8 protein-coding genes are annotated in these 16,698 nt (G+C 58.8%); 6 read left to right on the forward strand and 2 right to left on the reverse strand.

Features of this window, described 5'->3' with window-relative positions; genetic code table 11:
- The first annotated feature begins 25 nt into the window (after positions 1 to 25).
- From purB to DW189_RS05265, 3 genes are all read left to right on the forward strand, one after another.
- Positions 26 to 1,384, forward strand: coding sequence for an adenylosuccinate lyase (purB, locus tag DW189_RS05255; RefSeq protein ID WP_117507102.1), 1,359 nt, complete (start codon positions 26 to 28; stop codon positions 1,382 to 1,384).
- 664 nt (positions 1,385 to 2,048) lie between these two features.
- A complete protein-coding gene (locus DW189_RS05260) occupies positions 2,049 to 3,749 on the forward strand; it encodes a hypothetical protein (protein WP_232045472.1) in 1,701 nt (566 codons plus the stop codon).
- 463 nt (positions 3,750 to 4,212) lie between these two features.
- A complete protein-coding gene (locus tag DW189_RS05265; protein WP_117507104.1) occupies positions 4,213 to 5,676 on the forward strand; it encodes an amino acid permease in 1,464 nt (487 codons plus the stop codon).
- Between the two features lie 171 nt (positions 5,677 to 5,847).
- On the opposite strand, the gene DW189_RS05270 is transcribed toward DW189_RS05265, so the two are convergent.
- Positions 5,848 to 8,238: a TonB-dependent receptor gene (locus DW189_RS05270; RefSeq protein WP_117507105.1), complete on the reverse strand. Its 2,391-nt coding sequence runs from the start codon at positions 8,236 to 8,238 to the stop codon at positions 5,848 to 5,850.
- Positions 8,239 to 8,775: 537 nt separating this feature from the next.
- On the opposite strand from DW189_RS05270, the gene DW189_RS05275 reads away from it, so the two are divergent.
- Complete coding sequence (locus tag DW189_RS05275) at positions 8,776 to 9,051, forward strand: hypothetical protein (RefSeq protein ID WP_117507106.1); 276 nt, start codon at positions 8,776 to 8,778, stop codon at positions 9,049 to 9,051.
- A 161-nt stretch (positions 9,052 to 9,212) separates the two neighbouring features.
- Here DW189_RS05275 and DW189_RS05280 read toward each other — a convergent pair whose 3' ends face one another.
- Complete coding sequence (locus DW189_RS05280; protein ID WP_232045471.1) at positions 9,213 to 12,401, reverse strand: alpha-mannosidase; 3,189 nt, start codon at positions 12,399 to 12,401, stop codon at positions 9,213 to 9,215.
- Positions 12,402 to 13,246: 845 nt separating this feature from the next.
- Between DW189_RS05280 and DW189_RS05285 the strand changes: the two genes are divergently transcribed.
- Both DW189_RS05285 and DW189_RS05290 read left to right on the forward strand, forming a co-directional pair.
- Positions 13,247 to 13,885 (forward strand): DUF6377 domain-containing protein, encoded by a 639-nt coding sequence (locus tag DW189_RS05285; RefSeq protein WP_259295432.1) that lies wholly within the window; start codon positions 13,247 to 13,249, stop codon positions 13,883 to 13,885.
- 371 nt (positions 13,886 to 14,256) lie between these two features.
- On the forward strand, positions 14,257 to 16,692 hold the full coding sequence (locus tag DW189_RS05290) for a hypothetical protein (RefSeq protein ID WP_232045469.1): 2,436 nt from the start codon (positions 14,257 to 14,259) through the stop codon (positions 16,690 to 16,692).
- Positions 16,693 to 16,698 lie beyond the last annotated feature (6 nt).

Here is a 16,698-nt window from a genome sequence, read left to right on the forward strand (position 1 = left end):
ATTAAATAAAACCATACATAAATCCATGAACTCCAATCCGCTCAACAGCCTTACCGCCATCTCTCCCGTCGATGGCCGCTACCGTAATACAACGGAGAAATTAGCCGATTATTTTTCGGAACAGGCGCTCATCCGCTACCGCATCCGCGTCGAAGTGGAGTATTTCATCGCGCTGTGCGAATTGCCGCTGCCCCAGCTGGCGGACATCGACCGCACGAAATTCGCAGCCCTGCGCGCCCTGTACCTCGATTTCGCACCGGCCGACGCCGAGCGCGTGAAGGAGATCGAATCGGTCACCAACCACGACGTCAAAGCCATAGAGTACATCATCAAGGAAAAAATGGACAGCCTCGGGCTGGGAGCTTACAAGGAATTCGTACATTTCGGCCTCACCTCGCAGGACATCAACAACACGGCCATCCCGCTCTCGCTCAAGGACGCCATGACAGGGGTTTACTACCCGGCCGTCGAAGAGGTGCGCGACAAACTGGCCGCCTTCGCCGACGAATGGCGCGACGTGCCGATGCTGGCCCGCACCCACGGCCAGCCGGCCTCCCCCACGACGCTGGGCAAGGAGTTCATGGTCTTTGTCGAACGCGTGGAGAAACAGCTCGCCATGCTGCACGACATCGCCGTGCCGGCCAAATTCGGCGGCGCGACAGGCAACTTCAACGCCCACCGTGCGGCCTACCCGCAGTACGACTGGGTGGCCTTCGCCAACAAATTCGCGGGCGAAACGCTGGGGCTCTGCCGCTCGCAATATACCACGCAGATCGAGCATTACGACAACCTCGCGGCGATCTTCGACAACATGAAGCGCATCGATACCATCCTGATAGACCTCTGCCGCGACATGTGGACGTACATCTCGATGGAATATTTCAAACAACAGATCAAGGCGGGCGAAGTCGGTTCGAGCGCCATGCCCCACAAAGTCAACCCCATCGACTTCGAGAATGCCGAGGGGAATTTCGGCATCGCCAACGCCGTCTTCGGACACCTCGCTTCGAAGCTCCCCGTTTCGCGCCTGCAACGCGACCTGACGGATTCGACCGTGCTGCGTAACATCGGCGTCCCCATTGCCCATGCGGCCATCGCGCTCCGCTCGCTGATGAAAGGCCTGAACAAGGTAATCCTCAACCGCGAAGCCCTCGAGCGCGACCTGGCGAACAACTGGGCCGTCGTAGCCGAAGGCATCCAGACCATCCTGCGCCGCGAAGGTTATCCCAAGCCCTACGAGGCGCTCAAGGCCCTGACCCGCACCAACGCTCATATCACGCACGAGTCGATCGCCGCGTTCATCGAGACGCTCGACGTGGCCGAGGCCGTGAAAGAGGAGCTGCGCGCCCTCTCGCCCTCGACCTACACGGGCATCTTCCGGTAACCCTTACGGAAAATATCCCGCAGGGGCGCAGTAATACCCCGCAACGGCGCAAGGCCCGGAATCATGTTCCGGGCCTTTGTCTTTGGCATACGTTTTGCGAGAGGATAGTCAACTGCGGACAGCAACCGCAGTGAGGTTTCTTCATTTATTTAAGTTTGGGTTAGTAGTTTTAGGAGGGCAATCCTCCAAGGGCAGCAGGCAATCGTGAGATTCCCTGCTGTCTTGTTATATATTGTCCTCCACCCGTTCACTCCGGCACCCTCACCCCCGATTTATCGCACTTTCAGGCAAGACGGATAAAAAAAAATTTGGATTTTATTGGCAGAAAGGTTATTTTTATCCCGTCACATATTGCACGGCCGCCCCGTAAACCCGATTGAATATCCAAAGACGACCGGCCCTGCGCCCGAACAACAGTATTAACCCACTAATTTCCAAAGTTTAACCACTATGATCAAATCTTTCCTGTCATGGGGAACGGCACTGTTGGTGCTGTGCTCCGGTCTGCTAAGCTCATGCGACGACAAAAACGAGGGGGGGGGGAAATCCTGACCCAAGCGTCACGCTCGCCATCGGCGACGCCGCATTCAACTCCCTGAAATTCACGCTCACACTCAAGGATGCGGACAAATGCAGCTACATCTGCACCAAGGCGTCCGAAGCCGTGCCTGCGGCAGCGACGATCATCGCCGAAGGCCAGTCCGTAAGCGCATCGGGCGTCGTCGAGATCGCCGGCCTCGAACCCAACACGGCCTACCGCCTCTCCGCCGTCGCCCTGAAAGGCAACATCAACGGTAAGGTCAGCTCGATCGAGCACACCACCTCGGCACCCGGCGTACATCCCGCGGTCGTCCTGACACCGGGCCAGTCCACCACAACGACCCTTACGTTCAACGCCGCCCTGACCGACCCAGAAACCGCAGCCTATGTCTGCCTCGAAAAGACCGAGGGGCTGACCCTTCCCACGGCCGAGGAGATACTGCGTGACGGCAAAGCCATCGCACAGACGGGCGATATCCTTGTCGAGAACCTGAAACCCTCGACCACCTACGTCATCGCGGCAGCTGTCGCCAACACCGGGATCTACTCGGAAGTCAACAGCATCGTGATGGCAACCGGAACGCCGACGCCCGTGGTGACGCTGACAGCGGGAGCCACAGCCCCGACGACACTCACCTTTACGGTAGGCCTCGCCGACACGGAGAAGGCCGCCTACGTATGCCTCGAAAAAGCGGACGGCACGCCTGTCCCGACGGCCGAAAAAATCCTCACCGACGGTACAGCCATCGCACAGGCCGGGGAGATCACCGTAGACAACCTGAAAGACGGCACCACCTATGTCATCGCCGTCGCAGCATCCAACAAAGAGGTCTATTCCGAAGTCAAGTCGATTGAAATGGCCACCGACAAGGATTTGAGCGGCCCGGCCGTCTTCGACCGCCAGGTAGCCGGCGGCTATTATGGTATTCCCGAAGGTGGCCGATACGGTGAATACCTCGTCATATTGGCCGACGGCGAGGCCGTAGGTGCCGACGGAGTGTATGCGACCATCGGAGCCGGGCGTACCATGAGCCTGAACCTCTATCAATTTGCCCCCACGAATATGAATAACATCGTCCTGCCGGATCGCACCTACAAATATGCCACCAACAAATCCATTTCGACATTCCATCCGGCCAAGACCTTCTGCATGGTCAACGACGGCAAGGGGAATATCACGAAAGTGGAATTCAAGGCCGGAACGATCGCTGTGACAAAGTCCGGCTCGACCTTTACGGTCAAGGCCACGCTGACCACGACCGACGACAAAGAGTTCACGGCCAGCTACACCGGCCCGATTACGATCGAGGACAAGACAGCCGTCAAAATCGAGCCCCTGCCCGACCTCGAAAACGACGTCACGAACGCAACTTTCATCCGCGCACTGGCTAAATACTATAACAACGATGCCGGCACGGCAAACGACTGCGTCGTAAACCTCTACGATGTCCAGCCGACGGTCAGCGACGATTACGACTACCTCATGGGAGCCGGGCATATGGTATCGCTCTACCTGACGACCGCACTTTCCGAAGAAATGGTGCTCCAGGAGGGAACCTACACGGTGTCCGACACAGGCACGCCGGGCACCTACGCACCGGGCGAGCAGATAGAGTTCATGGACTCCATGCTGGCCACGGGAACCTATTGCGAGGAACGCAACGACTCCAACGAATCGGTTTACGGGTTCATCACGTCCGGCACGGTGACAGTCACGAAGGTCGGCACCAACTACCGCTTCGTACTCGACTTTACGACCGACAAAGGCCGCAAGGTCAGCGGCACTTACGAAGGTGCCGTGGAGATGAGGGACAAACGCAGGTAAGCGCATCTCCCTTCCGTAATCCGGATATTACCGGGAAAACACACGCAGGATGTCCCCACGGGCATCCTGCGGCCGTTTATTCCCCACCCCGCCCGCCGGCACGTACCATAAACCGCATCCCCGCCGCACATTTAAAAGCCGTTCCAGGACGGCGGCGCGGCACGGGATTTGCAACATAGCCGAATAACTGCGGAACAGCAACCGCAGTGAGGTTTCTTCATTTATTTAAGTTTGGGTTAGTAGTTTCAGGAGGGCAATCCTCCGGAAGGCAGCAGGCAATCGTGAGATTCCCTGCTGTTTTTTTGCGTCCTGTCCGCAGGCGGACAACGCGCAGGCGCTACGAGGCATGCAGGGACACGCAAACGCCCGCATAAACCATGCACACGCCCGAAAAAACATCAGCCCGGCCGCGTTGCGGCACAGAAACTGATTGGCGGCCAGTTGTAAAACACAATTCCACATTATGGCAAAACGTAAAAATATCACCACGACACAGCTCGCCCTGATGACCGCGGCGGCGGTTATCAGCCTGCGCGGACTCCCGATGATGGCGCAGGAGGAGCTGACGATGTTCTTCTACATCTTTTTCGCCACGTTCCTGTTCCTGATCCCGGCGGCACTGGTAGGTGCCGAACTGGGAAGCGCCTTCGCCTCGAAGGGCGGCGGGGTCTACACCTGGGTCAAGGAGGCGTTCAACAAACACCTGGGGTTTACGGCCATCTTCCTGCAATGGATCCAAAACGTCGTATGGTACCCCACCGTGCTGGGCTTTGCCGCAGCCTCGATCGCCTATATGATCGGGATGCCCGGCCTGGCGCAGAACGGGCTTTTCGTGGGGCTTTTCTCGATCGCCATGTACTGGTGCGCCACGCTGGTCACGCTGCGCGGCACCTCGGCCATATCGGGCATTACGAGCAAAGGATTTCTGATCGGCACGGTGCTTCCCGGCATCGTCGTAATCGTCATGGCCGTCATCTGGATGGCCGGAGGCAATTCCGTCGCACTGGAACACATCCCCGACACCGTCAGCCAGGTCATCAATATCGACGCGGCGCACCACGTGCATCCGCGCCTCTTTCCGCACATCACGGGCATGAGCGACATCGCATTCCTGGCCGGGATACTGCTGCTCTTCGCCGGCGTCGAGGTACACGCCGTGCATGCCCCGGAGCTCGACAAGCCGCAGACCCAGTTCCCGCGCGCCATGTTCCTGGCGGCGCTGATCTCGTTCGGGCTCTTCACGCTGGGTGCGCTGGCCGTGGCGATCATCACCCCCTACGACCAGATCAACCTCCAGTCAGGGCTGTTCACCACGTTCCAGATCGTCTTCGACCACTACCGCATCGGCTGGCTCTCGAACGTCATGGGGTTGCTCGTGGCATTCGGCGCACTGGCCGGCGTCATGTCGTGGATTTCGGGCCCGAGCCGCGGCCTGCTGTGGACGGCCCAGGAGGGCGTGCTGCCCTGTTTCCTGCAAAAGACCAACAAAAACGGCGTGCAGGTCAACATCCTCGTCATACAGGGCTGCATCGTCACGCTGCTCTCGTCGCTCTACATCGTCATGGACGACGTGAGCGTGGCGTTCTTCCTGCTGAGCGCACTGACCGTAGGGCTCTACCTGGTGATGTATATGATGATGTACGCCGCGGGCATCCGCCTGCGCTACACGCAGCCCGGCCTCACCCGCAGCTACCGCGTTCCGGGCGGGAACGCCGGCATGTGGGCCGTCGGGGGCATCGGGTTTCTGGCCGTGCTCTTCTCGTTCATCGTCACCTTCTTCCCGCCGTCGCAGCTGCCCGTAGGCAGCCCGGCCACCTACACGTGGCTGGTAGTCGTCGGCACGCTCGTATTCCTCTCCATGCCGTTCATCATCAGCTTCGCGATGGATCGCACGAAAGGCGCGAATACCCCGGGCAGCGGGAAATAGCCGCCGGCACGTCCCGGAGCGCACGGAACCGCAGGGGCCGGAGATGCCTACCCCTGCGGTTCCGTATTTTTCTCCCGACACCTCCCTGCCTGCCGCTGCGGCATGTCGGCTTCCCTGCCCCGGTTATCGCCCCGGCTCCGGAATATCGCCCAAAGACACGCCCCGTACCCTCTAAAACTCAACGGTGATCCCCAGCGTAGGGATAAGCGACCCGCTCTGCTGCCCAATATACTTCATGCGGTAACGCTGTTCCGCCGCCGGGGCCTGGGGATTCTCCACCACGCCCGTCGACATCAGCACGTCGGGACGGCGGAGTTTGCTGCCCGTCACGTTCTGCAGGTCGATGTAAAGGCCGAGCATACAGCGGCGGAAATAGAAGGTTTTGTCGATACGCAGGTCTACCTGCGCAAAGGCGTCGAGCCGCCCGTCGTTGTAACGCCCATAGTCATAGTACGGGCGCCCCTGGGCGTCCCAGGCTTCGACCAACGACGATTTTTCGACATCGTAGGGCGTATAGGGCGTCCCGCCCACGGCGCTCAGGCGCGCCCCGACGCTCCAGTTGCGCGGCAGGTCGTACGTGCCGCTGAGGTTCGCCACGAAACGGCTGTCCCAGGCCGATACGATATACTCCGATGCGGCATCGGCACGGTACTCGCTGCGGAACAGGGTCACCGAACCGACGAGGTTGACCCTCCCGGGTATCTGCCAGCGTGCCATCGCCTCGACCCCGTACGACCGCCCGACGGCCGTCGGGCGCAGCGCTTCGTTGCCAACCACGCCATAGTCGTCGCCTTTGCACGAGAGCGGGATGCCGTCCGAGACGGAAAGCGGGATATTCCCGTATTTCTTGTAGAACCCCTCGACCGAGACGACCAGGCGGTCGCGCAGGCGCCATCCGCCTCCGACGCTGATCATTCCCACGCGCAGGTAGTCCAACGCCTCGTTCACCAGCGCCCCGTCCTGCTTGAACCCCAGGGCCGTATAGGGCGGCAACTGGTAATAAAGCCCGGCGCTTCCGCTCAGCGACCACCCTTTGCCGAGCTGGTATGAGACCGACGCCCGAGGCGAAAGCTGACGCCAGAACTTCGCCATGCGCGCGGAATAGTCGGCCCCGTCGGCACGCACGCCGACCGACGCCGTGAAGCGCTTGTCCGCCGAGGCATAATCCGCGCCGGCGAACAGGCCCCAGCCCACGATCCCCAGCCGGGTACGGTAGTCCGAGAGCACCGCCTCATCGGTGAAAAGCCGCTGCTCGGTACGGTTCGTATAGCCCGAATAGCTCAGCTCGGCACCTTCGCGCACCGTCCAGCGCCCCAGATAGCTGCGGTTTTCAGCGCGCAGCGTGGTCTTCTGCTCCACGGAGCGCAGCCGCAGCGTCAGGTTGTCCTCCGACGAGTCGTCGTTACCGCGGTATTTGAGATTGCGGTTATTCAGATAAGTGTGCCCGAGCGACACGGTCTGCACATGGCGGCCCGCATAGTGGCGCCATGATGCCCCGACGGTGAAGGTCTCCTGGCGGATGCGGGGCAGGTAACTCAGCAGGTACTCGGCGTCTTCGCCCTCCTCGTCGAGGTTGAGTTTCATGTTGTCGAAGCCCGCCAGCCCCAATACCGTCAGCTCGTCGTGCTCCGAAAGGCGCGTCTTGACCTTCAGCTGCCCGTCGATGTAGTTCGGCAGGAAAGGCAGGCCGATCATCTTGAACAGCAGTTGCAGGTAAGACTGGCGCAGCGAGAAGAGGTAGGAGGTTTTCTCGCCGATATGGCCGCTCCCGCTCAGCGACACCTCCGAAGCCCCGAGCGTCGCCTTAAAAGTCTGTTTCTCGGGGTTCCCGTCCCGCAGTCGGATGTCCAGCACCGAGCTCAGCGCCCCGGAACGGTCGGCCGGGAAAGCTCCGGTGTAGAAGTCGATCTCGCGGATCAGGTCGGCATTGAGGATGCTCACGGGGCCGCCCGTGGCGCCCTGCGTGGCAAAGTGGTTGATATTGGGGATTTCGATGCCGTCCAGGTAGAATTTGTTTTCCGACGGGCCACCGCCGCGTACGATCAGATCGTTGCGATAGCCCACGGGCGAAAACGACACGCCGGGGTACGAACGTACGATACGCGACACGTCACGGTTGGCGCCGGGGCTCTTCTCGATCTCCCGCACCCCGATGACCTGCAACCCGACGGGGCTTTCGGCCGTGGCGCGGAACGGCGAAGGCACGACCGTCACGGCTTCGAGCTGCGTGGCATCCTCCTCCATTTCGATTTCGATGAACGGCGTGGCGGCCGAAACGAGGTATTCGGGCGTGACGACGGTCTTGTACCCCACGGACGAGGCCGAGAGGCGGAAAATACCCGCCCGCACCCGCTCGAGGCGGAAGCGTCCCAGCGAATCGGTCGATGCGCCGCGTTGTTCCTGTCCGACGGGCACTACGGCGGCATAGGCGACCGGCCGGCGCGTCAGGCGGTCGATCACCCGGCCGCTGACGGCATAGGCGCCGTCCTGCGCCCTTACCGCAGAGGCGAGGCACAACGCCGCAAGGGCGAAAAAAAGTTTTATCCGCAATGCAGGAGACATGATTTTGCAAATGTATAAAATTAAGGCGGATTCCCGCCGATCGGGCGAAAAAATTTCGTATGTCCCGAATTTTCCGCACCGGGCTTCCGCTCCAATAATAAAGCCATTTCCACCAGGATGCAATTCAGAACATTATTAATCCGATAACGGAACAAGCGAAAAGACAAGAAAAATCGCTCCGGATTCTTACCCCTTCCGGCAAGGGTATTATTATATTAATATAATAATAAAATCCGATGCAAGTTTTTTTTCGATTTTTTGCATCAAAAAAAATATCACAAAAAGCTTGGATTTCAACATATTGTCCCTATCTTTGCCGACACGATCGCGGCAGTGAACACCCCTGTCGGCAATACAGCCGGATTCGAAAGCAGGCTGTACCGATTATTTTCGACGCAACATATACCGACCATTTTCCCGCCGGACAAGCCGGCAAAATTGCAGTGCATACACACGCTGTCAGGAGGCCGATTCCGAATACTTTGGGTCGTTTAGAATTGATGAAACAAAACTTCAATTATAAAAAAGATAAAAGTTATGAAAAAGCAACATTACACAGCCGAAATCCCAGTTTCCAACCCGTACAATTTTGCCGCGTTCGAAGACCTGATCGCCAACATCCAGTCCGGTTACAACGAAGAAAAAAGGCTGAAGAACGCAGCTTTCGAATTCATGATCAATAAAGGCATATACGTCGACTTCCACGAATGGCTGCACAACCCCGCCCGGCAGCCCCAGAGCGAAAATATCCGGGGACGGTTCCGTATGGGTACCGCCGCAACCACCCGAATCGCAAAATTTTTCGGGCGGTAAATGCCCCCGCGTCCGCAATGACGCCCGGCCCGCATTTCAGAGGGCCGTTTCCATATAGCGCATCCCCGGCTACGGATCGCGTGACTACTGAAAAGGGATAGAGAATAAGCCCGTTCCGGAAACATCCGGAGCGGGCTTATCACATATAGACTGTCTTCCCGTTATTCGGTCACGGGCAGGGCACGCGGCTCGCAGGCCCACCGCGTCCCGTCGATCCGGTTCCCGGAGACCGTGATGGCGAAAATATTGATGTCGGCATCCTCGGGCAATGTCAGCTTTCCGGCTCCGGGGGCGATATCGAACCCGAGCCTGTAAAGGTACGTGAAGGTATAGGCATCGTTCCGTCCGTTCATCTTGTGCCGGTGGTTCCCGATATGGGCGATCGTCCCGTCCTTGACGAACGACTTGGTCTTGTCGGCCCAGGCCCACTGAGCGCGGAAGCCCGAGTAATAGGGCACGACAGCCTCGTACTTGCGGCCGCCGACGTCAAAGACGGCTTTGCGGTCGCCCCTGGACGACGATGCGAGGATGTAGACCTTGTTATAATCGCCCTGCGGCAAATCGACCGTGACGGACTCCCTGCAGTTCAGCACGTTTTTCACGTCGGGTTCGCCGCGGCGGTATTCGATGCCGCCATGGACGATCACTTCGGGCATGAGCTCGGCAGCATAGGAGTTGCACTCCTTATCCACCTTGGCGACGGACTTGAACGCGTCGCTCGAAATGGAGTTCTGGTTTACAGGGAAATCCACAAAGGCATTCTCGATCGCGGGGGCGGCCACGGGAGCCTCCGCCAGCGTAACCTTATAGGTCTTGGGCGCGAAACGCCCGGCATCGACGAGCAGCCGGTTGCCTTCGAATCGTGCTTCCCCGACCGGCTCCTCGATTCCGTTCACCTCCTCGGCCGAAACGATCCGCACGGGGAAAGCCAGCTCGGCGCCGCGCACCTCCCGGCCCGTCGTTTCGAATACGCGGACGATATAACCGCTGCCGTCCTCGGCCTTCTTAAGCGCCTTGACGGCGATCTGCGGGGTCGAAGCCGCGACAAAAGAGAACCTGCGTCCCAGCTTCCCGGGGTGCTTCGGCGTCGTGAAGCTGAGGAGCGGCTGGTTGAGCAGCTCGCCTTTCTCCACCACCCCGGCGCGGTTATGGTCGCCATCGTGCCCGACGAGCGAGTAAGTCATCGTATGGCGTCCGAAATCCAGATCCCGTTGGTCGGCATAGCGTTTCTCGGTCGAAGGCGTATGCAGCAGACTCAGGCGCAGGGTATTGTCGGCGGGTTTGTCCCAGCCGTATTTCGAATCGTTCAGAACGGCGATGCCATAGTCCCCGTCCGAGAGGTCTGCCCAATGATGGGCGAATGTTTCGTGCGCCCGCTGGTGGTTGGTGGGACGGCGCTGGTTGCCGATGCCGATGTCGTAGACGGCCTCCTCGGCGGAAACGGACATCGGGAATTCGGCCTTGAGCAGGGCGTCGGGCGTCTTCCAGTCAATGTCGGCCACGATATCGATACGCTCGTCGTCCCCGCCGTCGGTCAGGCGGATATACTGCACCAGCCGGGAATCGCCGTACCGCCGTTCTACTTTCAGGGAGGCCCGTGCGGCGCCGCACTCCGCCACGCTGATCCGGACATCCGTATCCACGGGTTCGGGTGTCTGGTCGAGCGTCGCCTTGTGGATCTCCCATGCCGGATAGCGGTTCGACACATTGGGGGTCAGCACCGCAAGGCGGAAGGCCTTGCCTTTTTCGACCAGGTCGCGGCCGTTGCGCTTGTCAATGACCGAGGCGATGTCGCCGTTCGCATCGAGCGTCACCTTATAGACCCGGTTCTCGAGCGTATTGCCCGAGGCCCTGAGCACCTTGCCCTTGCCGGCCTTGCCGGCCCTCACGTCGTATACCGCATAGCTTACGGGTTCCATCGCGGCGGCAAACAGCACGGTCGCCCTGGCACCGTCGCGGGCAACGATCTGCGCAGGAACGGTCTTCCCGTCCGGCGCATAAACGGCCACCCCTTCGGCCTCCGCAGGCAGGTCGACCGTCGCCTCGACAAGGCTCCTGCGCGAATAAGCGGCGGGGTTATAAACCAGTACCGGACTTCCCTTCGCGCGGGTGTCCATTACGGATGCCGCAGCCCCGGCCGAGGCGAGGATCACATCGCAGAATTGCCCCTGCGCCAGAAATTCGTCGTTCCAGGAATAGGTATAAGCCTCCCAAATGCTGGTTCCCGTAAGGTCGTCGTGGAACTGGTGCCAGAGGAAACGCTTCCAGGCATCGTTGAGCGCCTCTTTCGGATAAGGTACGGCTCCCATCCAGTCGGCGATCACGGCCGAACGCTCGGCGGCATCGGCCAACTGCTCGTTACGGCGGTTGTAACGCTTCATCTCGGCCTGGGAGGTATAACAGCCCGGAGCGTGGACGTCGAGAGGCATCTCCCCGACGAACACCGGGAGTTCCGGATGGTTCCCGTAGGGCATATAATCCTCGTAGAGCTGCGAGGACGTGGCGCTGACAAGCTGCACGGGCCCCTTGCCGTTCGTAATCCCCTCCTCGAGCAGCTGGATGCTGCGGGGCAGGGCCGAGCCGCCGTGGTCTCCGGCTCCGTTCGCCAGTTTGTTGCCATAGTACCGGTAAGCGATGCCGAAAGGCGACTTCCGGGCGCTTTCTACCAATTCCTTGTTGGCGCTCAGATCCCCTTCGGGAAACTCGTTCCACGAATAGCGCCCGGGCTCGAGCGCCACCATGATGCGGGCACCGTCGACCCCTTCCCAGAGCCCGATCGGAAACGGGGTTTTGGAGTCGCCGACAAGCGGCTCGGTGCGCCACGACAATTTCTGCGTCGAAAAACCGATCAGGCCGCAGTGGTGTCCCAGCGTCGGCATGACCTGGCTGAATCCGAAGCAGTCGGGCAGGAACATATCCTTCGACTTGATGCCGAACTCCTTTTTATAAAACTCCTGGGCAAGCAGGATGTTGCGGATAAACGACTCCGACGACGGCATGTTCGGGTCGTTGGCCTCGAACGAAGCCCCCGAAATGTTCCATCGCCCGTCGGCTACGAATTTCCGGATGCGCTCGAAGAGGTGCGGATAGTACTCCTTGATCCATTCGTACTTGACGGCGCCTTCGAAATTGAACACGTAATGCGGATATTTTTCGAGCAGCGCCAGATTCTGCACGGCCGTATTATATAGGTAATCGTCGATCGTGGCTTTCACGTCCCACCGCCACTGCGTGTCGAGATGGGAATTGGAGACCATATAGACCTTGTATTTCTTTCCGGAATCCTGCGCCTGCGCAGCCGGCGGGCTTCCCGCCGAAAACAAAGCGAGGACGATTCCGATAAATCGCATGGTTTTCATATTTGCTTGCTTAAAAATTAAGTGATGGAAAGAAGATGGAAGTTGACCGGACTTCGACTACGTTGCGGACAAAAGTAATAAAAGGCAAGATAAATAACAACATAAACACAACAAATAATCAAAAATAAATTTCCTTTTAATCTCTTTTTAACACTTGTATTAAAATAAAACTTATATATTTGTCATAACCCAAAGCCTAAAAACGATGGAAAAGAAATTCCGGACTCTTTCGGCCTACCTCCCCAGTAGGAGGGCACCCATACCGCCCGCACTGCCGTTCGCCCTGCAAAACGGGTACGGCACATCCGCGGCCACCCGGGACATCGCTGCCGGAATCTCCGGCCAAACTTGCCCCGCAACGGCCTCCGGCATGGTGACCGGCGAAACCGCACACCCGGCATCCGGGGTCGTCCCAAGCGGCGGCGGCAATTGCGCCCCGATGGCCCGACCCGGCTCTACCGCGGGAACGAGGCAGTCGGCAGCGTACTTTGATTACCCCCAAACCGCAGCCTCCCGGGCACAACCCGTACAGTCTCGATTTTATAATGTATATTTGTAGTACCACAACCTAACCCTCGACCAGACATGAACCGTCATTTCGCTCTGCTTACCGGCCTTCTGATCTGCTGCTGCGTCCCGAAAAACGACGTTACCGCCCGCACAATGCGTGGGGGGGGGATTTCCCTCTTTTAATTTCGGGAACCGGCAACATCCTGCCGGAGCAAACAATCCGCTACGCCCCGAACGGCGACCAAGCCGGCAAAAGCAACGCTGACCCCGAGCCGGCAACGACAGGGGACACCCACATCCGAAGCCCGCGAAAAAGCAAGGCCGCACTGCCGGCCATCGCAACGGGCGCACTTCTTCTACTGGCGGCCGTCTCGCTCGCCTTCAGGCAAAAACACCTGATCAAACAGTTGCGTACGCAACACGCGCAAACCTGCGCCCGGCTGCACGAACTCAGCGAACAGCTCGCCGCCAGCAGCCTCCGCCACGAAACAGCCACCCGGGCACTCTCCCAGGCCAATACCATCAAAGACAAATACCTGCGTTACTACATGCAACGCAGCACGTTCTACATCAACAAATTAGAACGCCACCGCACACACCTCTACAAAACAGCGCTCTCGTTCGGACAGGAGCGCCTTTTGCGTGAGCTGCGCTCGCCTACGCCCATCGAGCAGGAATACAAATCGTTCTTCCACGAATTCGACCGGGTATTCCTTTCGCTTTATCCCGATTTCGTGGAAAAGGCCAATGCCCTGCTGCGGGACGGGGAGCAAATGAAAATGCCCGGCCTCAACACCGAATTCCGGCTGCTGGCCGTGATCCGGCTGGGCATCACGGGCAACAGCGAAATCGCCCAGTTCCTGCATATCTCCATAAATACGGTCTACACCTACCGCAACCGGCTGCGGAACTCCGCCAAATGCCCGCCCGCCGAATTCGAACGCCGGATCATGGAGATCGTCTGACAGCCGGAAATCGCGCATCGGCGATTCATACGGGATTCATATAATAACACCGGGGAATCGGAAATAACATGCTTTCCACCAGCCCATTGTCGAAAAAACGCATTCATATTTCATTTTGATGCTGTTGATACACATTTTCCAAAAGCATACTTTTACAAACAACAAAGCGGAATTTCTTCTGAAATAAACACAAAAGAATACAATAAGAAATCCGCAATAGCTCCATTTGATTTTTATTCGTCTTTCATTCAATATCTTTTTCTCAACCTTTAAAATACGGAGATGCCTATGACAAAGTAAAGACTACGACCGGACTTACACGACTACGAACCATTCATTCATCCAAATATTCAACCCTAAAACTTTCATTTATGAGAAAATCTCTTCATTTTCTTATTTACGTGCTTTTTGCCGCACCGCTATTGCTGTTCAGCTCCTGCGGCATCGAGGATGTAGAGGCAGAAGACGGTGCGATCGTATTCGAGCTCTATGACGCGGAGGGCAACCTCATCGAGGGCCTCCAGAGCATGCGGTTCGGCACGACGGCCACCTATACCTTAAAGAGTGCATTCGTCACTTATACAGTGGCCACCCCGCCCACAGGCTGGAAATGCACCGTGATTCCCAGCTCTCGGAGCTGTTCGGTCACCGCCCCCCCAGCCTCCGACCTGGGAGCCAAGGCCAGCGGCGACGTGGTCATCGAAATACAGTCCCAGGCCGGCCGCACGGAGACCTATACGCTCGCCGTAGCCGCCCTGGAAAACGACATCACGCTCACATTCGACGAAGAGGCGACCTCGAAGACCCATGTCTTCTCCTACGGGAAGAGCATGGAATTCGAATTCGCCAGCGAGAACACCGCGTCGCTCGACGTAAGCGTCCCCAAGGGATGGACTTACACGGCCGATGTCGATGCGGGCCTGCTGACCGTCACCGCGCCCACGCGGGAGACGGCCGACCCGGCCATGGAAGGCAGCGTCAAGGTTACGCCGCTGAGCGTCCGCGGGACGGCCGGCGAGGGTTCGTCGATCCCCGTCGAACTCTCGACCAAGTTGCCCATCATCTCCTTCGCCGAGGCCGATTACAAATTCGCCTTCGGCGAGCAGCGCGACATTCCCTGCACCGTCACCAACGTAGCCACGTGCGATATCACGGCGCTCAAAGGCTGGGACATCGCACTCGACATCGAAAATTCGGTGCTCAAAGTCACGGCTCCGGCCGACGGCGCGGACTGCACCGGTGCGGGCACGGTCGAATTCGCAGCCGTTTCGGCGGAAGAACTCACAGAATCGTTCAGCGTCCGCCTGAGCTGGAAGGGCATCTCGACCCCCGAAGAGTTCGTAGCCTTCGGCAACGCGGTAACCGAAGGGGCGCCGCTTGACGCCTACACCAACGGCGGCAGGATCGTCCTTGTCAGCGACATCGACCTGAGCGCCCTTACCCAAACCAGCTTCGCAGGCTCGGCCGCCAATCCGTTCAAAGGGACTTTCGACGGCCTGAACAATACGATCACCGTCAAGCTGGCGGATCAGGACTCGAAGGAACTCGGCCTGTTCCACACGCTCGACGCAACGGCCGAAATAAAGAACCTCTCGCTGGCGGGCAGCATGTCCGTATCGCAAGCCACCCCGGTAGTAGCCGGCACGCTGGCCGTCTATAACAACGGCGCGGCACTGACGAAAGTCACCAACAAGGCCACACTGTCCTTCTCCGGGGCGAAAACCGTTGCCACGGCAGGTTATCTCGGCGGGCTGGTCGGCCTGGCCAACGTCGGTTCGGTCTACACCGATTGCCACAATACGGGCGAATTCATCATCACGGGGACAGCCCGGACGGAGTTCATCGGCGGCATCGTCGCCGGCACCGCGGACAAAACGGAAGGGTCGCTCGTGAACTGCACGAACAAAGGCAATTTCAGCTTCGACTTCCCGGGCGCCGTCGACACCGGCCAATACGGAGGATTGTTCGGCCATGCCGAGAAATCGAACTGGACGTTCAGCAACTGCACCAACGAAGGCACCTTCACCGTCACCTTCGCCGATCCCGGGCACCAGTTCCACTCGCTGGGCGGTATCCTGGCCACCGGCTACGGCGTATTCGACAATTGCGTCAACAAGGGCAAGATCATGTTCAACAACTCCAACGGCACGAAATATCGCCGCACGGGCGGTATCGTAGGCTGCGTCGGATCGGACGCAGGCCTGGGTTATACGCTCAGGATGCCCAACTGCCGCAACGAGGCCGACATCGCGGCGTCGACGGCATCGGTCGGCGGTCTGATCGGCATTGCCGAAAAGGTGGCGTCGCCGGCCCTGATCGAAAACTGTGTAAACACGGGTAACATGACCAGCCCCACGATGGCCGACTACGACCTCTTCTACATGGGCGGCATCGCCGGCAAGGTCGCCGGAGCCTTCACGCTGAAGAACTGCATCAACCGCGGTAACCTCACGGCGGCCGTCGAGCGCGACATCGCGGGTATCGCCGTAGCCGGTGACAACAATGCCGTGTTCGACGGTTGCGAGAACTACGGCAACATTACGGTAGTGGCCAACCACAAAACCGACAAGTGGCGCCCGATCGTGGCAGGTATCGTCGCCATAGAAAATGACAAGGTCACCACAATCACCAACTGCACCTGCAAGTGCACCATCGATGCGACGCTCTACCAGGCGACCAGCGTCGGAGCGGTCTATATCTTCCAGAAAACCTGGGAAAAGGGTGTCGAAGATACGAAGACCGTATGCGACGAGGCATCCAAAACCAACTCCGCGGAAACGACAATCAAAATCACGACAAGAGAGTAAAACCCA

This window comes from Alistipes sp. AM16-43, from assembly GCF_003435745.1.
GTDB lineage: Bacteria > Bacteroidota > Bacteroidia > Bacteroidales > Rikenellaceae > Alistipes > Alistipes onderdonkii.